Below are 21397 nucleotides of genomic sequence, written 5' to 3'. Positions count from 1 at the left end.
CTGAATATGAGGCTTTTAAATATGAAAGCCGATTCCTGAAGATCGTTATTATCCAGTCCACCATTTTGACAATCTGGAGTCTGACTATGAACGAATCAATGCGTGAGCTATCTGAACAGGAAATTTCACAAGTTAGTGGCGGAGCACTTTCTATTCCTGGAGTCGCTGATGTGAGTGGCACCATAGGTGGCCTCACCACGACGCTTACTGGCCTGCTTGGCTCTGTCCTGAGTACCGTTGGCGGAGTGGTTAGTGGTCTTGGCGCAACCCTGAGTGGGTTAACCAATAATTCAGGTATCTGATTTATAATAAAATCGATTATCTGTCTGAGCCTCAGGGATGAGGCGTAAATATATGAAACCCCCGACATTAAATATTTAAAACGCCCCCACCACCACCCCGGATAATAAAAACACCCATAGCACCAGAACGTCGATAAAAACCAATCTGTTTTTTAAGCCATCATTTGACAAAAGGCGTCAATAATATTTATTCATTCCCGCCATCAGGCGAGACAGAATATGAAAAAGGCAGCCTTAAAGGCTGCCTTTACGCTGTGATATGTCTTTGCCCAATCAGGCCTGATTCGAATTCAGGATCAGCTGACCATTACGGTCGAGCGGAATACGGGTGCCAGGGTCTTTTTCCATACGGATTTTGCCCTGCTGGTCACCTATTTTATAGGTCACATCATAACCCAGCATTTTATCCTGTTTGTCATACACCGTTTTACAACGCTGTTCCGTGGTGGTGTAGGTATCACGATCCTGCATACCTGCCTGCACCTGGTTACCGGCGTAACCACCGGCCAGAGCACCCGCCACCGTCGCCACACTGCGGCCACGTCCGCCACCAAACTGGTGACCCAGCACACCACCCGCTACCGCGCCCAGCACCGAACCGGTCAGACGGTTCTCATCCTGTACCGGACGACGATGGGTGAGGGTCACGTTGCGACATTCCTGTCGCGGCTGCTTGATACTTTCTTTGATCGGCGTCGCTGAAAGCACCTGAGCATATTGCGGGCCACGGTCAAAGACATCCATGCTGGCGACAGCTGCAACACCTAAGGCCGCCGCTACGCCGATACCGATACCCGCTAACATTGATTTGTTCACAGGAATGTCCTCCTGAAAAGTTGTTACCGCGCAATCCTGCCGCGCACAGCATCCTGTGCAGCTGGGACATAACCGGCGTGCGCGACGCGCCGTGTCTGTTGAGATAAGTTTTACAGATGGCCCGATTTTGCAACATCAGATTAATGGAGGAAACGCAGCGCAAAGCCGCCAGGGCCAGCTTTTCGGAGAGTTCTGAGAGTAGCGGGAACCGCCCTTTCCCATCAGACAGGCTTATGATTTTCAATGGGTTAAGGCGGATACTACGAGGATTGGGCGGCAAGTGCCGCCCGAAATACATCAGTGCAGCTTGAGGCGTGGGCGCAGTACGCGGTTAAGGCTACCCACCAGCATCATCAGACCGGTTTTGAAATAACCGTGGAGCGCAATCTGGTGCATGCGATACAGGGAAATGTAGACGAAACGGGCAATACGCCCTTCCACCATCATCGATCCACGCATCAGGTTACCCATCAGGCTGCCGACAGTACTGAAGCGCGACAGCGACACCAGTGAACCATGATCTTTATAGACATAAGCCTTCAGCGGCTTGCCTTTCATCTGGGCAAGGATATTTTCCAGCGCCAGCGACGCCATCTGATGTGCCGACTGCGCGCGCGGTGGTACGAAGCCACCAGACGGCAGTGCACAGGACGCGCAGTCACCGATGGCGTAGATGTCCTCATCACGCGAGGTTTGCAGCGTATCTTTCACCACCAGCTGATTGATACGGTTGGTTTCCAGCCCGCCAATCTCTTTCATAAAGTCTGGCGCTTTGATACCAGCAGCCCACACCATCAAATCGGCGGCAATAAATTCGCCACCTTTGGTATTCAGGCCATTGGCATCGGCGCTGGTCACCATGGTCTGGGTCAGCACACGTACGCCAAGCTTGGTAAGCTCATTATGCGCGGCCGCCGAGATGCGCGGGGGCAACGCAGGCAAAATACGCTCGCCCGCTTCCACCAGCGTCACGTTCAGCGCCGAGTTATCCAGCCCTTTGTAACCGTAGCTGTGCAGCTGTTTCACCGCGTTGTGCAGCTCTGCCGACAGTTCAACGCCGGTCGCGCCACCACCGACAATCGCGATGTTTACTTTATCCAGACGGCCTTCGCTGGCGGAGAATTTCAGGAACAGGTTGAGCATTTCATTGTGGAAACGACGCGCCTGGTGCGGGTTATCGAGGAAGATGCAGTGATCTTTCACGCCTGGCGTGCCGAAATCATTCGAGGTGCTGCCCAGCGCCATCACCAGCGTGTCATACGCCAGCTCGCGCTGCGGGACTAAAACTTCTCCTTCGGCGTCGAGAATCTCGGCCAGCCCGATGGTTTTGTTATCGCGGTCAATTTGGGTCAGTGAACCCAGCTGGAACTGGAAACCGTGGTTACGTGCATGCGCCAGATAGCTGAGCGCATCAATCCCTTCGTCCATCGAACCGGTGGCAACTTCATGCAGCAGCGGTTTCCACAAATGGCTGTGGTTACGATCAACCAAAATGATCTCGGCTTTCTTTTTCCGGCCCAGCTTATGTCCGAGCTGGGTGGCCAGCTCTAAGCCGCCGGCACCACCGCCGACAATAACGATTTTTTTCATAGATGTAGTCAACAAAGACCCCCTCAAAGTTGTAAACCAAAAGTTAATTAATGGTTACTAAAAACCTTAATAAACATAGGGTTGGCGAAGTTAAATCGCGAGCTGAGGGCAGAATATCATGGTGAGATCGGGATATCACAACAAAATTGATGTACATCAATCTTTCAGCGGCATTATCAGAATGTTACATAAACATTGCGCCGCAGAGCGCGGCGCAGGCAGGATTAACCCAATGTTTTGAAGGCTTTGATCCGCTGAAGATGCGGTGCGATATTCCTGAATTTATGGCTGGCCTCTTCATCCCAGACAATTTCATAGAAATGGTGCAACGCTGCGGCACTGCGTTGATTATCCAGCGCTTCATCGTGGCGCGACAGAATCGCCAGGCAATGGTCGCGGTTCTTTTCGCGAAAGTTACTCACGCATTTGGTGGCGATATCAACATACTCTTCCGGGCGATCAATTTTGCCCTCCATGTTTTCTTCGGGAAACAGGTTGGGATTGAGGATCACCTGCCGGATACCACAGAGAAAACCGATGCGCTCGGCCCAGTAGCCGCCTAACCCGACACCACAAATCAGCGGTCGCGGATCGGCAGCCTGCTGCAACAATTTGTCAGACTCCTTCAGCAGAAACTGCATGTCATGCTTCGGGTGAAGCGTGCTGTAACTGATCAGCCTGACGTCCGGGTCAATAAACTGCAGTTGCAGCACCTTTTCATGGTTGCCCGGACTGCTTGAATCGAAACCGTGCAAATAGATGATCATGATTATCCTCAGCGTGGTGAACGTTCCGGGCAGTGGCGTTGTTATCTGCCCGACGCTTTATGTGCCAGCCAGCGGCTTTGAAGCTCGCTCAGCTGGCGCTGATTCTGCTGCCAGCGGGTACTTTCCTGCAGGCTTTGACGCGTGAATCGTCCCTGATGGTATAACTGTGCCACCCGTGTCGCCCCGATCGGGGTCAAATTATCCAGCACACTGATGGCACCCTGGCGGTGATTACACACCAGAATCATATCGCATCCGGCGTTGAGCGACTGCTGCGCACGCTCGGCATAGCTGCCCATCACCGCGGCACCTTCCATCGACAGATCGTCGGAGAAAATCACCCCGTCAAAACCCAGTTCGTTACGCAACACGGTTTTGAGCCAGTAAGGGGAGCCACTGGCAGGCAGTGGATCCACCTGAGTATAGATAACGTGGGCAGGCATCACCGCATCCAGCGCGCGCTCGTCAATCAGTTGCTGAAAGATCTCCATATCATGCTGACGCAGAGTCGCGGCATCGCGCGGGTCACGCGGTGTCTCTTTGTGCGAATCGGCACTCACCGCGCCATGGCCGGGAAAATGTTTGCCGGTGGTTTTCATGCCCGCTTCGTGCATCCCGGCGATAAAGCGCCGCGCGACCTGCAAAGCAATCGCCGGATCGGTATGGAAAGAACGATCGCCAATAGCGGCGCTGATATGCCCAATGTCCAGCACCGGCGCAAAACTGATGTCGATATCCATCGCAATCATCTCAGCTGCCATTTGCCAGCCTGCCTGCTGCGCCAGTTCACCGGCGGCGGGCAGATCGTGCAACGCCGCAAAAGATTGCATCGCCGGTAAGGTGGTGAAGCCATCACGAAAACGCTGCACACGCCCCCCTTCCTGATCCACTGCCACCACCAGCCGGGTATGGGATGCGGCGCGAATCTGGCGCACCAGCTCAGCCAGCTGTGCCGGATCATGGTAGTTACGGGCAAACAGAATCAGGCCGCCAACCAGCGGATGTTGCAGAATCTCCCGTTCTTCGGCATCGAGTTCATAGCTCTCGACATCCAGCATCAGCGGTCCGGGTGTATTCATCGTCATAACATCAATCCTGTAGCGCGAATGAAGCGCGCGATATTAAAGGTCTTGCCAGCTGGCGCGAGCCAGTTGCTGTAAGGTTTCATCCTGGGTCTGCTCGGCACGCAGTTGATACCAGCTGGCCATCAGCAGGTGTAGCCAGGGTTGCCAGCGACGAATTTGCTGCTGCAACCGGGCCGGTGTCAGTTGCATGGTCTGGGCATAGGCCGCGACCCATTCCGTCTGTTGATGGGGATCGACCGCGCAAATGGCCGCCAGTTCCAGCGCCACATCGCCATCCGCCGCATATTCCCAATCGATCAGGCGCAAGCCGTCCGTGGTGACAATCAGATTGCCCGCGTGGACATCCATATGAATCGGCGCGAGGCGCAACGGATGCGGCTCACCCGCCGCTATCAGGCGTTGCAAACGGCGCTGCCAGCGCCAGTGTTTGTGCTGGCACAGCTGCCAGTAACGTTGCAACAGCGGCGTCAGGGTCAGGCGATACCCGGTCAGCGGTTGCTGGTGCAGGCGTTGCAGCAACGCCACCACCGCCGCCCGCTGCTGGCTGAAGGCGGATACCGGCAGCATCTCACCCGGCAGCCACTCCAGCAACAACCAGGGATCGCGCCAGCCGAAGGTGCGCGGAGCCAGCTGCGAAGCCTGTAACTTTTGCAGCAGACGGTACTCACGCTGACGCTCAACAAACGGAATCGGAGCCTGTGGCGCACGTCGCGCCAGTAACGTCCCCTGCTCGCTGGTGATACGCGCACTCTGTCCGCTCAGCCCTGGCAACGTGAAAAAATGACCGGCAGCTTGCGCCGTCGGCCATTGTTGCTGAATCAGATATTGCAGCTGTGGATCAGGGTTGTGCGACACCGTTACCTGACCAGATAATTTCGCCGGTCTGCACCAGCATCAACAGCATCTGAATCGTCGGCGTTTTCACATCGCCCTGCGCGGTGCTGTACAACACGTATTGCGCATTAACGTTGCGCGCCAGGCCTATCGCCTTGCTGCGTGAGTTCAGGCTATCGTCAGCCGACAGCCCGAGCGCCTGCTTCGCCTGCGTCAACTGCTGCGGCGTCACCAGCGTGAATTTGCCGTTATTCGCCAGAGCATTCTGGATCGCATCGGTGGCGTTGTCAGATTGCAGCGAACCATTGGTGTTGTTCTTCATCCGATCCACCAGCAGCACGCTACCCGGATTGACTCCGGCCGATTGCACCATATTGGCAACCAGCGGCTGCACACTGGCGTTCCAGTTGATGGTTTTCAACTTCGGCGGCTGTGGCACGGTTTGAGGTGGCTGTTGCGGCGGCGTCGGCGGCGGAACAGGTTGGGTCGGCGTGGTCGGTGTGGTGGGTTCCACCGGGGCCGGGGTTTGCTGTTTTATCACACAGCCGGTCAGCATCAGCGCAAATAACAGCGCGCCGGAACGTTGTAAACTGCGAATCACGGATTACTCCTCAGAGATAAAGATAGAGACGCACCTTGCTGGCGGTCGGATTACCGATTTGCGAAGCCGCTTCAATGCTGCCATGCGCGGGCACCGTCAGCGTTTGCGCCGGTTCGCGCGGAGTAATTTCCAGCCCCTTGTCGTCATACCAGTAATAACGATAGTGCAGGGTAACCGGCGTTTCGCGTTGATTATAGAGCACGCTCGACGCACGCAGTTGCCCATCACGCGAGGCCAGAGTTGGCTCATCGGTAATGATGCCTGCGGACAGCACCGACGCTTCCATCACCAGCGACTGCGAAGTATTGATCATCGGCTTGTCACTGCTGCAGCCCGCAAGGGTCAGCAATAACAGGCCGCTCAGCCATTGACGCATAGCAAGGTCCGCCTGAGGGTTAGCCAGCCAGCATCGGTCCAAGCGGTTTGCCGCCCAGCAGATGCATATGGATGTGGTAAACCTCCTGGCCGCCGTGGCGGTTGCAATTCATGATCAGGCGATAGCCATCTTCGGCGATCCCCTCGTCACGGGCAATTTTGGCCGCGACGGTAATCATGCGCCCCAGCGCCTGCTCGTGAGCAGCCTGCGCATCGTTGGCGGTGGGAATCAAAACGTTAGGGATGATCAGAATATGCGTGGGCGCTTTGGGTGCGATATCGCGGAAGGCGGTGACCAGTTCGTCCTGATAAACCACGTCGGCGGGAATTTCGCGACGGATGATTTTACTGAAAATGGTTTCTTCAGCCATGATGCATTTCCTTAAGCCTGGAGTTCAGTCAGGCAGTATGCGGGAGGAATTCTGCTTCTTTCAACCTCAGGACCACTTTTCTTACATTAAATGGCTGCGTTTACACCACTTTTTGCTTCCTGCTTACCACGATGTGGTCTGCTTCGCATTTCTGACATCCTTTCCACCACAAAAATGAAACGCTGTTTTATAAATTAGATTTATCACGGCTGTTTCTTTGCGATTTTGCCACTTGTGCAGACAACCTTGCCAAATCACGAAGGTTTGGCACCTCTTCCCGCTCTACTTTCTAACCAATCCGAGTCAGTTGTCCGGAGTGATGAGGGATGTACACCACATTTGTCTCAGGGAGAACCTGCAATGCGCTCTCGTAAGATTGGTCTGGGCCACTACCTGGCCTATGGTTCCGGGGATTTCCTCGGTGCTGGCACCACGGCGTTAACCGCCGCCTGGCTGCTTTACTTCTACACCACGTTTTGTGGGCTGACACCCATCGAAGCGACCTTTATCTTTGCCGCTGCCCGGGTGCTGGATGCGCTGGTCAGCCCGTTAATGGGCTTCCTGACCGACAATTTTGCTTCGACATGGCTCGGTAAACGCTTTGGCCGTCGTAAGTTTTTTATCCTGTTGGGCATCCCTTGCGTCTTCAGCTATAGCCTGATGTGGATCGCCGATATGCATTTCTGGTGGTATCTGCTGACCTATCTGCTGTTCGACATCGTCTACACCATGATTCTGGTGCCCTATGAGACGCTGGTACCGGAGATGACCGATGATTTTAAACAGAAAACCCGTTTCTCTGGCGCACGTATCGCTTTGGCACAGCTGTCCGCCATTCTGGCGGCGTTTCTGCCTGGCATCCTGATTGGCTGGTTCGGCAAAGGGAATCCACTATCATTCTTTTATGCCAGCCTGGTGTTTTCAGTGATTTGCGCGCTGGTACTGACGCTGGTGTGGCGTTTTACCTGGGAGCGGCACCCGGAGGACTTCTCCGCGGAATCACTGCGTGCCGAACAGGAGAAATCCCAGCTTACGCTGCTGCAAAGTCTGAAGCGGTTGTATATCGAACTTGCCTCAACGCTGCGCATTCGTATCTTCCGTCAGCATCTCGGCATGTACCTCGGCGGCTATATCGCGCAGGACGTGTTTAACGCGGTTTTTACCTGGTATGTGGTGTTTGTGCTGATGCAAAGCGCGCAAATCGCCTCCAGCCTGATGGGCACCATGGCGGTGCTGCAATTCATTGCGGTGATGGGGATGATTCCGCTGTGCATCCGTCTGGGACCGGCCCCGGCCTACCGTCTGGTGGTGGTGCTGTTCGGCCTTAGCGCCCTGTCCTACGCCGGGCTGTGGTATGCCGGGATGAACAATAGCATGACGCTGCTGGTGTTGATTTCCGGCCTGGCCGGGCTGGGGCGTGGCGGCATCAACTATGTTCCCTGGAATACCTACACCTATATCGCTGACGTGGATGAAGTGATCACCGGCCAGCGCCGTGAAGGTATTTTTGCCGGCATTATGACCCTGACGCGTAAAGCGTCCCAGGCCGGTGCCGTGATGCTGGTCGGCATCGTGTTGCAACTGGCGGGTTTTGTCTCCGGTCAGGCCATCCAGGTCCCGGCAGTGGGTCATACCATCCTGGCGATCCTCAGTATTGGTACCGTCTGCGTGCTCACCTGCGGCTTTCTGGTGTCGCTGCGCTTTAAACTCAATCTGCATACCCACACGGTGCTGCGCGCCGAGACGCTGAAGATGCGCGAAGCCGGACGCGTGGTACCGGAACGCATCACCCCGGAAGCACGCGAGATTGTCGAAACCCTTGCCGGTATGCCGTATGAGAATCTGTGGGGCAACAACAACGTGGGCTACCTCAATCGCCATCACCCCGCTGCGCCACCCTTACCCCGTAAGCAGGGCACCTTGCATCCCCTGCCTGCCTCTTCAAAACGATAGGAATGAATCATGACGGTATTCCCTGTAAAGCATAGTGACCTGTTACGCCAGCCGGAGTATCTGCTGCCGCGCAAGGAGCTGGTGCAGTTGATCCATCAACTTACGCAGAATCTGGTGAATATTACCGACCAGAGCGGCGAGTTTTTGCTGCGCCTCGATGATGGCCGCGTTATTGATACCAAAGGCTGGGCTGGCTGGGAGTGGACACATGGCATCGGGCTGTATGGCATGCTGCATTATTACCAGCAGACCGGGGATCAGGCCACGTTACAGATCATTGACGACTGGTTCAGCACCCGGCTGGCCGAGGGGACGCCAACCAAAAACGTCAATACCGTCTGCCCTTTTCTGACACTGGCGTACCGCTATGAAGAAACGCGCAACCCGGCGTGGCGACCGGTGCTGGAACGCTGGGCAGAATGGGTCATGTTTGACATGCCGCGCACCGCAAGCGGCGGACTGCAACATATCGTGTATAACAACGAGAATACCCAGCAGCTGTGGGACGATACGCTGATGATGAGCGTGATGGCGCTGGCGAAGATCGGTCAACTGCTGGAGCGCCCGGAGTTTGTGGAAGAGGCCAGCTATCAGTTTCTGCTTCATACCCAATACCTGATGGATCGCCACAGCGGCTTGTGGTTCCACGGCTGGAACTTCGATGGTCGCCATAACTTTGCCCATGCGCGCTGGGCGCGTGGCAACAGCTGGGTCACCATCGTCATTCCCGACTTCCTTGAAATGATGAACTGGCCGGAACAGCATGCTACCCGCCGTTTTCTGCAACAGGTGCTGGAGAATCAGGTGAAAGCGCTGGCCGGTTGCCAGCACAGCAGCGGCCTGTGGCATACCCTGCTGGATGATCCGCACAGTTACCCCGAGGCTTCGGCTACTGCCGGTTTTGCCTACGGCATTCTGAAGGCGGTACGTAAACGTTATTTGTCGCGCGACTATCTGCCGCTGGCAGAAAAAGCCCTGCGCGGGGTGATTGCCAACATTGACGAGGACGGGGAACTGAAACAGGTTTCGTTTGGTACCGCGATGGGCAGCGATCTGGATTATTACCGCCAGGTGCCGTTGACCTCAATGCCTTATGGTCAGGCGATGGCGCTGCTATGTCTGACGGAGTATTTGCGGGTGTATTTATAAAAAAACGGCCCCGTCAGGGGCCGCTGTGACTTACATATTACGAATGTAATCGTCCATCTCGGTTTTCAGGTTATCCGACTTGGTGCCGAAAATTGCCTGAACACCCGAACCGGCTACCACCACACCACGCGCACCAAGGCTTTTCAGCTCACTCTGGTCCACTTTACCCACGTCCGCCACGCTAACGCGCAGACGAGTGATACAGGCATCGAGGTTGGTGATGTTTTCTTTACCACCGAATGCGGTGACCAGTTTGCCCGCCATTTCACTGCCGGTCGCGCTGCTCTGCTCAACGGCGTTATCTTCACGGCCCGGCGTTTTCAGGTTCAGTTTGACAATCAGTACACGGAACACGGTGTAGTAAATCAGGCCGTAAATGATACCCACAATCGGGAACAGCCAGATTTTGCTGCTGTTGCCGCTCAGCACGATAAAGTCGATCAAACCGTGTGAGAAGCTGGTGCCATCACGCATGCCGAGCAGGATACAGATCGGGAATGCCAGGCCAGCCAGAATCGCGTGGATCACGTACAGGATCGGCGCAACAAACATGAAGGAGAACTCGATCGGCTCGGTGATACCGGTCAGGAACGAGGTCAGCGCAGCGGAGATCATGATACCGCCCACTTTGGCACGGTTTTCCGGTTTTGCAGAGTGCCAGATAGCGATGGCAGCAGCAGGCAGACCGTACATTTTGAACAGGAAGCCGCCTGACAGTTTACCTGCGGTTGGGTCACCCGCCATATAACGCGGAATGTCACCGTGGAACACCTGGCCAGCCGCGTTAGTGAATTCACCAATCTGCATCTGGAAAGGTACGTTCCAGATATGGTGCAGACCAAACGGCACCAGTGAACGCTCAACCACGCCGTAGATACCGAAGGCGACAACCGGGTTCTGATAGGCTGCCCATTGTGAGAAGTCCTGAATGGCGGAACCGACCGGCGGCCAAATGAAGGACAACAGCACACCCAGCACGATAGCCGCCAGTCCTGAAATGATCGGTACAAAGCGCTTACCGGCAAAGAAGCCAAGGTATTCCGGCAACTTGATACGGTAGAAGCGGTTAAACATATACGCCGCGATGGAACCGGCGATAATCCCGCCCAGTACCCCGGTATCGGCCAGATGTTTGGCATCGATCTCAGCAGCCGGCAGATGCAGCACCAGCGGAGCAACTACCGCCATGGTTTTCACCATGATGCCGTAAGCCACCACCGCCGCCAGTGCGGACACACCGTCGTTATTGGTAAAGCCGAGCGCCACACCGATGGCAAAAATCAGCGGCATGTTGGCAAATACCGAACCACCTGCTTCAGCCATCACATGCGAAACCACGGCAGGCAACCAGCTAAAGTTAGCTGAACCCACACCTAATAAAATACCGGCAATCGGCAAAACCGATACCGGTAACATCAGCGACTTACCTACTTTTTGCAGGTTCGCAAATGCGTTTTTGAACATAGCCTGAAGCTCCTGAGTATGAGTGCATTTCGCGCAGTGCGCGTGGTAACGGGGGGAGGACCCTTTACCGGGATGACGCTGAGCGTCTTTTGATTTATTACGAAGAGTAAAATAAATAGAATTTTCTTACTTTGACGGCTATCACGTTTCGCTCATCACACCGTCTGGCTTTCAGTTAATTCTCACTGACTTGCTGATATTTACCGCAAAAAAGCACTGGCTGCGCCCCTCAGGGCGCAACACATCGGATGGATTTCTGATTAATTACAGAGTTTGAAATAAAGTGCGTTAACCGCCGAGACGGCTCATCGGGATATGAAACAGACGGGAGAAATTCTCGGTAGTGGTTGCCGCCAATGTCTCAATATCGACGCCCTTCAGCACCGCCATATAATCGGCCACGTCACGGGTGAACGCTGGCTGGTTCTCTTTGCCGCGGTGCGGTACAGGTGCCAGATAGGGGGAATCGGTCTCCACCAGCATACGATCCAGCGGGACATAGCGTGCCGCATCACGGATTTGCTCCGCGTTACGGAACGTCACAATACCGGAGAAGGAGATATAAAAGCCCATATCCAGCAGTTTTGCCGCGGTTTCTTTATCTTCGGTAAAGCAGTGCAGTACACCACCACACTTCTCAACCTGCTCCTCACGCAGGATCGCCAGCGTATCTTCCCGCGCATCACGGGTATGTACGATGATCGGCTTGTTCAGTGCTATTCCGGTGCGGATATGTTCACGGAACGAAGCCTGCTGCTGCGCTTTGGTTTCCTGCTGGTAAAAGTAGTCCAGCCCGGTCTCACCCAGCGCCACCACACGCTCCTCCGCCGCCAGGCGTCGGAATTCCTCAACATCGTAAGGCGTTTCCTGATTCAGTGGATGAACACCACAAGCCAGCGCGATGTTTTCACGCTCGCCGACCAGCGCTTTCAGCGTGTAGTAATCTGGCAACGTGGTGGCAATCGCCAGCATAAACTTCACATCACGCGCCGCTGCTTTGGTAATCACCTCATCCAGATCGCGGTGCTGCTTTTCGTAATCCAGGCCATCAAGATGGCAATGGGAATCGACAATAAACATACTTCTCTCTTTTTACGCTTAGCCGAGCGTCGCTGGTGTCAGCAGACGGCTCCAGCTCAACAAACGATCGGTCAACATTAATTCACGATTGAGCGCTGCCACCTGCTGCAGTTGCTCGCGGCACTGCATCCACATCTGCACGCTGGCATTCAGGGCGCTGCTGTTGAGCTGTTGTGCCAGCATCGTCACCACATCCGGACGATCACCGTTGCTTAACCAGCGATTTGCCCCCTGCTGCACTTTCATCGCATCCACCAGCAGCGAGAGCAGCCAGGCCAGACGGTCGGCGACATCATCACTGTTTAACGATGGCAGCAGTTGCAACACATCCTGCGATAATGCGCCAGGCAATGCATCACACAGCGCCTGACGAACCTGCCAGCGCTCAGGCTGCAACAACGCCAGCGCTGCTGCGGGTGCCCCGTTGCTCAAACGCAACGCCGCACGCAGCGTTTCTTCTGGCTGGGAAATCTGTTTTTGCAACCATTGCAGGCTATGAACCTCCTCAGGAGGTGAGAGATGCCAGGTCATACAGCGGCTGCGCAATGTGGCGAGCAAACGTGACGGTTCGCGGGTACTCAGGAAAAACCACGTATTGGCGGGCGGTTCTTCCAGGGTTTTCAGCAACGCATTGGCAGCGGCTTCAGTCAGCTGTGCCGCGTCAGGCAGCCACACCACTTTCGCCCCACCCTGCTGGGCAAAATGGTACAGTTTTTCCGTGACATCACGCACCGCATCAATCCCCAGCGAGGATTTGCCCTTCTCGGCCTCAAGACGATACCAGTCAGGATGGGTATGTGCCTGCATCAAATGGCAACCGTGGCAGTGACCACAGCTTTTTAATCCCTCGGGTTGCTGGCACATCAGCCAGCGACTGACACCCCAAACCAGCGCATCGTCCCCCATGCCATCAATAGCCTGAATTAACAGCGCATGGTGCGCCTGATTGCTCTGATGACGGGCAATAATTTGCCGATACGGCTGGTTTAGCCACGGATACCAGTTCATGCCGTTTGACCTGCCAGCCAGTGACGTACGGCGGACTGGATTGACTGCGTCACCTGTGGCAACGACTGCGTGGCATCAATAGTGATGATGGTGGGATCTTGCGCAGCCAGCACCAGATAACGCTCACGGGTGCGTTCAAAAAAGCGCAGCGATTCCTGCTCGATACGGTCCAGCTCGCCACGCGCCCGCGCCCGCTGCAAACCAATTTCCGGGGTGACATCGAGATACAGGGTACAATCCGGACGGAATTCACCCAGCACCGCGTCACGTAAGGTACTCATCAGTTGAGTATCCAGGCCGCGTCCGCCGCCCTGATAGGCCTGCGATGACAGATCATGACGATCGCCAATCACCCAGGCACCCCGCGCCAGGGCAGGCTTGATCACATTCTCCACCAGCTGGACACGCGCAGCGTAGAGCATCAGCAATTCCGCTTGATCGGTGAGCGTTTCGCCATCAATCCCTTGCTTGACCAGCACACGCAGCTGTTCCGCCAGCGGTGTACCGCCCGGTTCACGCGTGAAGACCAGATCATCAATGCCCTGCTCGCGTAGCACTGCAACCACCGCATCACGCGCCGTGGTTTTGCCCGCCCCTTCCAGACCTTCGATGACGATAAACTTACTTTTCATTTTTTTCCTTCATTGCCAGCCGATACGCCTGCACGGCTTTATTATGGCTGACCAGATTGGTGGTAAAGGTGTGACCACCTTTGCCATCCGCCACAAAATAGAGGTAATTGCTTTTTTCCGGGTGCGCCGCCGCTTCCAGAGAAGCCCGGCCAGGCATGGCAATCGGACCCGGTGGCATGCCGCTAATGGTATAAGTATTGTAATCGGTTGGCGTGTCGAGATCTTTACGTGTTAGCGTGCCTGTATAGCTATCACCCATGCCGTAAATCACCGTCGGATCGGTCTGCAACTTCATGCCAATCCGCAAGCGGTTGATAAACACCGAAGCCACCCGCGCACGCTCTTCGCTGACGCCGGTTTCTTTCTCGATGATCGACGCCATCGTCACCAGGTCCTGCTCTTTCTTATAAGGCAGGTTATCCATGCGGTTCTGCCAGATCTCATCCACCAGTTTGTTCATGCGCGCATGGGCGCGTTCCAGCAGTGCCACATCGCTGGTGTTGGCGGTGTAGAGATAAGTATCAGGATAAAAGCCACCTTCCAGCTGGCTGGCATCGAGTTTCAGCGCTGCTGCCACCGTGGCAAACTGATCATCTTGCAGGGTGTGCTTGAGATAAGGGGCCGCGCGCAGTTGCTCCAGCCACTCTTTCAGGCGGGAACCTTCGACAAAACGCAACGGGAACTGCGCTTCCTTGCCACTTGCCAGCAATTCGAGCAATTGACGCACCGTCATATTGCTTTCGAGGCGATAAGTACCGGCTTTAAAACGCGCCAGCTCTGGCTCCAGTTTCAGCAACGGACCAAACCACAGGCTCGGTGCAATCACATGCTCACTTTCCAGCTGTGCTTCCAGTGCCACCCGGCCAGTCCCTGCTGGCAGAGTAAAAATGGTTTCCTGATGCAGGGTTAAAGGTGTATCGGCGAAACGTTCAATCTGCCAATAACTAAAGGCCGCCGCGAGGCCAATGATCGCCACGGCGCCAGCGACAATTTTTTTCATTCGGGTCATGGTGCTTCCATTTTCTGGCAACTGGCGAGCAGTTGCTGGTACAGCGAACGTGCGGTGAACGAGACGTCGTCAATACTTCGCACGGGTAAAACCGGCATCAGGGCATTGCATATCACCACTTCATCTGCGGCAAGGATGCGATCCCTGTTACCGTCAATCAGCTGACAAGCCTTGCCTGTAGCCGCCATCTGCGCCATCAGAAAACGCCGCATAATGCCAGCAACGCCAGCCTGATCGAGACATGGCGTGAATATCTTATCGCCCTCACGCCAGAATAAATTGGCCGCACAGCATTCCACCACCGTCCCCTCAGTGTCAAGCACCAGCGCCTCGTCGGCCTCCGTCTGGTCAAGATGGTGGCGAATCAGTACCTGCTCCAGCCGGTTGAGGTGTTTAATTCCGGCCAGCAGCGGGTTGCGTGCCAGCGGTACCGGGCTGGTCACCAGTCGTGCGCCTTGTTGTTGCAGTGCCTGATAATGGTGGGGCCAGGGTGAGAGGGAGATAATGCGCGTGGGGTGACTGCATCCATGCCGACTGTAGCCACGTCCGCCAGCACCGGGCGTCAGAATCACTTTTAACACCGTCCGCTCCTGCCCTTGTGCGGCAGTCAGCATTTCTGCTTCGAGTTGTTGCCAGTCAGGTTCCGCCATCAGCAGGCGTTCACAACCCTGTTTTAAACGTTGCAGGTGAGCAGGTAACAACTGAATCTGACCGTTTATCACCGCAGCGGTGGTGAAACAGCCATCGCCAAACTGTACAGCACGATCGCGCGCTGCAAGCTGCGTCTGTTCTGCTCCATTTATCCACATCATAACGACCTCAATGAATTGACCTTGCTTTGAATACCATTGAAGGCCGTAAGATTCCACGCGACTACGTGACAAAATATAAAAAAAGGCCCGCATTGCGGGCCTCTGTTCCGGGCAAAACGATTTACACCTTGCGGAAGATCAGCGAACCGTTGGTTCCACCGAATCCGAAGGAGTTACACAGCGTATATTCCATGCCGCTGACCTGGCGTGCGGTGTGAGGCACGAAATCCAGATCGCAACCTTCATCCGGGTTGTCGAGGTTGATAGTCGGCGGAATCGCCTGGTCGCGCAGTGCCAGAATCGAGTAGATCGACTCAACCGCGCCTGCTGCACCGAGCAGGTGGCCGGTCATCGATTTGGTTGAGCTGACCATAACGGAGCTGGCTGCAGCACCAAAGATCGATTTCACCGCCTGAGCTTCGGCTTTATCACCGGCTGGCGTTGAAGTGCCATGCGCGTTGACATAGCCGATCTGTTCCGGGTTCAGCTGCGCATCGCGCAGTGCGTTAGCCATCGCCAGCGCCGCGCCTGCACCGTTTTCCGGTGGTGATGTCATGTGGTAAGCATCGCTACTCATGCCAAAGCCAACCACTTCAGCATAAATTTTCGCACCGCGTTTTTTCGCGTGCTCATACTCTTCCAGTACCACGATACCTGCGCCATCGCCCAGCACAAAACCATCACGATCTTTATCCCAGGGACGACTTGCCGCCTGCGGGTTTTCGTTATGGGTTGAGAGCGCACGCGCCGCGCCAAATCCACCCACGCCCAGCGGCGTACTGGCTTTTTCTGCGCCACCGGCAAGCATGACATCAGCATCGTTGTAAGCAATGATGCGTGCCGCATGGCCGATGTTATGAACACCTGAAGTACAAGCTGTAGCGATAGAAATGCTTGGACCTTTCAGACCAAACATAATCGTCAGGTGACCTGCGACCATATTTACAATGGTGGAAGGCACAAAGAACGGGCTGATTTTGCGCGGACCGCCATTCACCAGCGAGCTATGGTTTTCTTCAATTAAACCCAGTCCACCGATGCCAGAACCAATCGCCGCACCAACACGACTGGCGTTTTCATCAGTGACTACCAGACCGGAGTCATGCATAGCCTGTATACCGGCAACAATGCCGTATTGGATGAAATCATCCATCTTGCGCTGATCTTTGCGCGAGATGAATTCATCGCAATTGAAATCTTTTACCAGACCAGCAAAACGTGTTGCATAGGCACTAGTATCAAAATGGTCGATCAGGGTAATGCCGCTCTGACCGGCAAGGAGAGTACTCCAGGTAGACTCTACGGTATTGCCGACAGGAGACAACATGCCAAGACCGGTCACAACTACACGACGCTTAGACACGTTCGTCCTCCAGGGAGGGGTAAAAAAACTATGTGGGGCAAACAATAAAACTCAGGCGGTCGAGCGACCGCCTGAAGATATTCATTAGCCTTGGTGGCTAGTGATGTAGTCGATCGCTGCCTGAACGGTAGTGATTTTCTCAGCTTCTTCGTCTGGAATCTCAGTATCGAACTCTTCTTCCAGAGCCATCACCAGTTCAACCGTGTCAAGAGAATCAGCGCCCAGGTCGTCAACAAAAGAAGCAGGACCGTTCACTTGCTCCTCTTTGCATCCCAGTTGCTCAATAATGATATCCTTAACGCGTTCTTCAATAGTTTTAGTGCTCATGCTATTCAATTTCCTATCAAAACTCGCTTTATGCGATGGTTTTCGTAGTGTATAAAATGTTGAAAAAGATGCAACAAAATCCCGGCCGGTCGCACCACGATTTTACGCTATTCTGCGGTTTTTGCCGCAAATAATGCAAATGATTTCGTGATTATCAGACCATATACATGCCGCCATTAACGTGCAGCGTTTCACCTGTGATGTAGGCTGCTTCGTCAGAGGCTAAGAATGCTACTGCATTGGCGATTTCCTGCGGGTTGCCTAAGCGACCTGCCGGAACTTCTGCCAAAATGCCCGAACGTTGATCTTCGTTCAGTGCGCGCGTCATGTCCGTTTCAATAAAGCCCGGTGCAACGACGTTCACGGTAATACCACGTGACGCGACTTCTCGCGCCAGTGATTTGCTAAAGCCAATCAAACCTGCTTTTGCTGCAGCATAGTTTGCCTGACCCGCGTTACCCATGGTTCCAACGACAGAACCAATGGTGATGATTCGGCCCACGCGTTTTTTCATCATGGCACGCATAACCGCCTTAGAAAGACGGAAAACTGATGTCAGGTTGGTATCCAGGATATCCGCCCATTCATCATCTTTCATGCGCATCAGCAAATTATCACGCGTAATGCCTGCATTATTGACTAAAATGTCCACTTCGCCAAATTCCGCGCGAACTTTCTCGAGTACGCTCTCAATCGAAGCAGAATCGGTCACATTCAGCAGCAAACCTTTGCCGCTGTTGCCGAGGTAAGCACTGATTGCCTCCGCGCCGCTTTCGCTGGTGGCGGTACCCACCACTTTAGCACCGCGCGCTGCCAGCGTTTCCGCAATGGCGCGACCGATGCCGCGGCTCGCGCCGGTAACCAGCGCAACTTTACCTTCAAAGCTCATGATTTTCCTCTTATTCCTGGGTAAGCGCTGCATTCAGTGAAGCAGGATCGTTCACGGCTGCAGCGGTCAGGCTATCCACAATACGTTTGGTGAGACCCGTCAGCACTTTACCTGGACCCATCTCCAGCAGCTGAGTCACACCCTGTGTGGCAATAAATTCAACAGCCTCGGTCCAGCGAACCGGGCTATACAGCTGACGCACCAGCGCGCTACGAATGGCGTCTGGTGCGGTTTCACATTTCACATCAACATTGTTGACTACTGGCACAGCAGGCGCGTTAAAGCTGATGGCTTCAAGTGCAACGGCCAGCTTCTCTGCTGCTGGCTTCATCAGCGCGCAATGTGACGGCACACTAACCGGTAACGGCAGTGCACGTTTGGCACCTGCTGCTTTACAGGCTGCACCGGCACGCTCAACCGCTTCTTTGTTACCCGCGATAACAACCTGACCCGGTGAGTTGAAGTTGACAGGCGAAACCACCTGCCCCTGCGCACTCTCTTCACAGGCTTTACGGATTGCCGCATCATCCAGACCAATAATGGCCTGCATCGCACCAGTACCTTCCGGAACAGCTTCCTGCATCAGTTTGCCGCGCAGTTCCACCAGCTTGATAGCATCGGCGAAATTCAGTACGCCTGCGCAAACCAGCGCCGAGTATTCACCCAGGCTGTGGCCTGCCATCAGCACCGGCTGTGCGGCATTTTTGCTCTGCCAGACACGATAAATCGCAACGGATGCGGCCAGCAATGCAGGCTGCGTCTGCCAGGTTTTGTTCAGTTCTTCTGCCGGTCCCTGCTGGACCAGTTGCCATAAGTCATAACCCAGCGCATCAGAAGCTTCACGGAAAGTGGCTTCTACCTGCGGGTATTCAGCGGCCAGCTCGGCCAGCATACCTACGGTCTGCGATCCCTGTCCCGGGAACACAAAAGCAAATTGCGTCATCTTTCGTTCCTGTAATCAAAAGCGAACCAGCGCGGAACCCCAGGTGAAACCACCACCAAAGGCTTCCAGCAGAATCAGTTGTCCGGGCTTAATACGGCCATCACGTACAGCTTCATCCAGCGCGCTCGGTACGGAGGCGGCAGAGGTGTTACCGTGACGATCCAGCGTCACCACCACTTTATCCATTCCCATACCCAGTTTTTTTGCTGTGGCGCTAATAATGCGCAGGTTAGCCTGATGAGGTACCAGCCAGTCGAGCATTTCGCGATCGAGATTATTCGCCTGCAATGTTTCATCTACAATATGTGCCAGTTCAGTCACCGCCACTTTGAAGACTTCATTGCCTGCCATGGTGAGGTAGGCTGGCTGATCCTGCTGCGCACGATCCTGATAAGGCAGCGTCAGCAATTGGCCATAGCGACCATCCGCGTGCAGATGGGTTGAAATGATGCCCGGCTCGCTGCTCTGACCCAGTACGACAGCACCCGCGCCATCACCAAATAAAATGATGGTGCCACGGTCAGCCGGGTCCAGGGTCCGTGCCAGCACGTCAGCCCCAATCACCAGCGCATGTTTCACCGCGCCATTTTTGATGTATTGATCGGCAACGCTCAGCGCATAGGTAAAGCCCGCGCATGCTGCCGCAAGGTCAAAAGCGGCGCAGTCGTTAATTTCCAGCATTTGCTGGATCATGCAGGCTGAACTGGGGAATGCGTGGCTGGACGATGTCGTCGCGACAATAATTAAGCCCACATCACTGGCTGCCACACCCGCCATTTCCAGAGCGCGCTGTGCCGCCGAGTAACCCATGCTCGCTACTGTTTCATCCGGCGCAGCAATGCGGCGCTCACGGATACCGGTACGGGTGACAATCCACTCGTCCGAAGTCTCCACCATTTTTTCCAGATCCGCGTTGCTGCGCACCTGGCTAGGCAAATAGCTGCCCGTACCGAGAATTTTGGTAAACATCTACGCTTTGTCACTCCTGGCTAATACAGTATCCAGACGCGCCGCAATCCGTTCAGGGACTTGCCGCCGCACCGCCTGCTCTGCCTGTTCTATCGCCACGGCAAATGCGCGTTGATTCGCCGCACCGTGGCTTTTGATTACCGTCCCGCGCAATCCTAACAGACAAGCGCCATTGTACTGGTCGGGGTTGAGATGACCGAAACGCTGTGTCAAACGTTTTAGGATCCAGCGCCCCAGCCATTTCAGCCACCAGGCCCGTTTTTTTCCTTCACCTGACGACTTAAGCAGAGAAAGAAACATTCTTACCACGCCTTCCATGGTTTTCAGCGTGACATTGCCAGCAAAGCCATCGCAAACCAGCACATCCGTTTTGCCAGTGAGGAGATCGTTCCCCTCAAGATAACCAATATAGTTGATCTGCGGCGATTCCCGCAGCACCGCGGCGGCCATACGGATAGTTTCCAGACCTTTGGTCTCTTCCTGTCCGATATTAAGCAATGCCACGCGCGGTTGCGCAATGGCCAGCACTTCTTCAGCCACCACTGCGCCCATCACGGCAAACTGCACCAGCATTTCACTGTCGGACTCAACGTTCGCGCCCAGATCCAGTACGACCGTTTTACCCTGCTGCTGGTGCGGCAGAACGGTCATCAGCGCCGGACGCTCAATGCCTTCCAGCGGCTTCAGTAATAACTTGGCTAACCCCATCAGTGCGCCGGTATTTCCCGCACTGACACAGGCTTGTGCCTGACCCTCTTTCACCAGCTCCAGCGCGATGCGCATCGAGCTCCCGCGACTGTTACGAATCGCCTGAGAAGGTCTGGCATCACTTGCAATAACCGATTCCGCAGGAATAACCCGCAAACGCTCCAGTACAGAGGAATCCGCTTTGGCAAGTAATGGCGTGATGATGTCGGGATTGCCGACCAGAAGGATAATCAGGTGCGAATGAGAGGCCAGTGCCTGCAAGACTGCAGGCACTGTCACGCAGGGACCGAAGTCCCCGCCCATGGCATCTATTGCCAGGGTCAAACGTGTCAAAGTATCGCCTTGCGTAA

At 54.9% G+C, this 21397-nt stretch carries 23 protein-coding genes; 3 read left to right on the top strand and 20 right to left on the bottom strand.

What is annotated here, in order from left to right; all coding sequences use genetic code 11:
- Window positions 1-86 precede the first annotated feature (86 nt).
- Window positions 87-302, top strand: a complete 216-nt coding sequence (locus tag HA50_RS31015; protein WP_139810908.1) for a hypothetical protein — start codon at window positions 87-89, stop codon at window positions 300-302.
- 273 nt (window positions 303-575) lie between these two features.
- Here the strand turns inward: HA50_RS31015 and HA50_RS07870 are convergent, their stop codons facing one another.
- The 8 genes from HA50_RS07870 to hinT form a co-directional block, all read right to left on the bottom strand.
- Window positions 576-1118 (bottom strand): glycine zipper 2TM domain-containing protein, encoded by a 543-nt coding sequence (locus HA50_RS07870; protein ID WP_084873904.1) that lies wholly within the window; start codon window positions 1116-1118, stop codon window positions 576-578.
- Between the two features lie 297 nt (window positions 1119-1415).
- Window positions 1416-2720, bottom strand: coding sequence for an NAD(P)/FAD-dependent oxidoreductase (locus HA50_RS07865; protein ID WP_084873903.1), 1305 nt, complete (start codon window positions 2718-2720; stop codon window positions 1416-1418).
- Between the two features lie 212 nt (window positions 2721-2932).
- Window positions 2933-3475: an alpha/beta hydrolase YcfP gene (gene ycfP, locus HA50_RS07860; protein WP_084873902.1), complete on the bottom strand. Its 543-nt coding sequence runs from the start codon at window positions 3473-3475 to the stop codon at window positions 2933-2935.
- Window positions 3476-3516: 41 nt separating this feature from the next.
- A complete protein-coding gene (gene nagZ, locus HA50_RS07855) occupies window positions 3517-4560 on the bottom strand; it encodes a beta-N-acetylhexosaminidase (protein WP_084873901.1) in 1044 nt (347 codons plus the stop codon).
- A gap of 36 nt (window positions 4561-4596) precedes the next feature.
- A complete protein-coding gene (thiK, locus tag HA50_RS07850; RefSeq protein WP_084873900.1) occupies window positions 4597-5415 on the bottom strand; it encodes a thiamine kinase in 819 nt (272 codons plus the stop codon).
- Entirely contained in the window at window positions 5399-5995 is a 597-nt protein-coding gene (gene lpoB, locus HA50_RS07845) for a penicillin-binding protein activator LpoB (protein ID WP_084873899.1), read from the bottom strand. Before lpoB ends, thiK begins: the two co-directional genes overlap by 17 nt.
- 10 nt (window positions 5996-6005) lie before the next feature.
- A complete protein-coding gene (locus HA50_RS07840) occupies window positions 6006-6371 on the bottom strand; it encodes a YcfL family putative periplasmic lipoprotein (protein ID WP_084873898.1) in 366 nt (121 codons plus the stop codon).
- Between the two features lie 19 nt (window positions 6372-6390).
- The gene (gene hinT / locus HA50_RS07835) at window positions 6391-6741 is read right to left on the bottom strand and encodes a purine nucleoside phosphoramidase (protein ID WP_084873897.1); all 351 of its coding nucleotides are present in this window, start codon (window positions 6739-6741) and stop codon (window positions 6391-6393) included.
- A gap of 360 nt (window positions 6742-7101) precedes the next feature.
- On the opposite strand from hinT, the gene HA50_RS07830 reads away from it, so the two are divergent.
- The gene (locus HA50_RS07830; RefSeq protein WP_084873896.1) at window positions 7102-8694 is read left to right on the top strand and encodes an MFS transporter; all 1593 of its coding nucleotides are present in this window, start codon (window positions 7102-7104) and stop codon (window positions 8692-8694) included.
- A 9-nt stretch (window positions 8695-8703) separates the two neighbouring features.
- Window positions 8704-9843 carry a beta-galactosidase BglB gene (gene bglB, locus HA50_RS07825; protein WP_084873895.1) on the top strand — a complete coding sequence of 380 codons (1140 nt, stop codon included), beginning with the start codon at window positions 8704-8706 and terminating at the stop codon, window positions 9841-9843.
- Between the two features lie 30 nt (window positions 9844-9873).
- Here the strand turns inward: bglB and ptsG are convergent, their stop codons facing one another.
- The 12 genes from ptsG to plsX form a co-directional block, all read right to left on the bottom strand.
- Complete coding sequence (gene ptsG, locus HA50_RS07820; protein WP_084873894.1) at window positions 9874-11307, bottom strand: PTS glucose transporter subunit IIBC; 1434 nt, start codon at window positions 11305-11307, stop codon at window positions 9874-9876.
- Window positions 11308-11595: 288 nt separating this feature from the next.
- Window positions 11596-12387 (bottom strand): metal-dependent hydrolase, encoded by a 792-nt coding sequence (locus tag HA50_RS07815; protein ID WP_084873893.1) that lies wholly within the window; start codon window positions 12385-12387, stop codon window positions 11596-11598.
- Window positions 12388-12405: 18 nt separating this feature from the next.
- Complete coding sequence (gene holB, locus HA50_RS07810; protein ID WP_084873892.1) at window positions 12406-13395, bottom strand: DNA polymerase III subunit delta'; 990 nt, start codon at window positions 13393-13395, stop codon at window positions 12406-12408.
- Window positions 13392-14027 (bottom strand): dTMP kinase, encoded by a 636-nt coding sequence (gene tmk / locus HA50_RS07805; protein WP_084873891.1) that lies wholly within the window; start codon window positions 14025-14027, stop codon window positions 13392-13394. The genes holB and tmk overlap by 4 nt, the downstream gene beginning before the upstream one ends.
- Entirely contained in the window at window positions 14017-15036 is a 1020-nt protein-coding gene (mltG, locus tag HA50_RS07800; RefSeq protein ID WP_084873890.1) for an endolytic transglycosylase MltG, read from the bottom strand. Before mltG ends, tmk begins: the two co-directional genes overlap by 11 nt.
- Window positions 15033-15845 carry an aminodeoxychorismate lyase gene (pabC, locus tag HA50_RS07795; protein WP_084878413.1) on the bottom strand — a complete coding sequence of 271 codons (813 nt, stop codon included), beginning with the start codon at window positions 15843-15845 and terminating at the stop codon, window positions 15033-15035. The genes mltG and pabC overlap by 4 nt, the downstream gene beginning before the upstream one ends.
- 124 nt (window positions 15846-15969) lie before the next feature.
- Window positions 15970-17211 carry a beta-ketoacyl-ACP synthase II gene (gene fabF, locus HA50_RS07790; protein ID WP_084873889.1) on the bottom strand — a complete coding sequence of 414 codons (1242 nt, stop codon included), beginning with the start codon at window positions 17209-17211 and terminating at the stop codon, window positions 15970-15972.
- Between the two features lie 84 nt (window positions 17212-17295).
- Window positions 17296-17538, bottom strand: a complete 243-nt coding sequence (gene acpP, locus HA50_RS07785) for an acyl carrier protein (RefSeq protein ID WP_084873888.1) — start codon at window positions 17536-17538, stop codon at window positions 17296-17298.
- Between the two features lie 154 nt (window positions 17539-17692).
- The gene (gene fabG, locus HA50_RS07780) at window positions 17693-18427 is read right to left on the bottom strand and encodes a 3-oxoacyl-ACP reductase FabG (protein ID WP_084873887.1); all 735 of its coding nucleotides are present in this window, start codon (window positions 18425-18427) and stop codon (window positions 17693-17695) included.
- A 10-nt stretch (window positions 18428-18437) separates the two neighbouring features.
- Window positions 18438-19370 (bottom strand): ACP S-malonyltransferase, encoded by a 933-nt coding sequence (gene fabD / locus HA50_RS07775; protein ID WP_084873886.1) that lies wholly within the window; start codon window positions 19368-19370, stop codon window positions 18438-18440.
- Window positions 19371-19385: 15 nt separating this feature from the next.
- Complete coding sequence (locus tag HA50_RS07770) at window positions 19386-20339, bottom strand: beta-ketoacyl-ACP synthase III (protein WP_084873885.1); 954 nt, start codon at window positions 20337-20339, stop codon at window positions 19386-19388.
- A complete protein-coding gene (gene plsX, locus HA50_RS07765; protein ID WP_084873884.1) occupies window positions 20340-21380 on the bottom strand; it encodes a phosphate acyltransferase PlsX in 1041 nt (346 codons plus the stop codon). It abuts the gene before it with no gap.
- Window positions 21381-21397: the final 17 nt, after the last annotated feature.

Source organism: Pantoea cypripedii (assembly GCF_002095535.1).
Lineage (GTDB): Bacteria > Pseudomonadota > Gammaproteobacteria > Enterobacterales > Enterobacteriaceae > Pantoea > Pantoea cypripedii.
The sequence above is the reverse complement of the archived record's forward strand: the minus strand, read 5'-3'. Positions and strand labels throughout refer to the sequence as shown.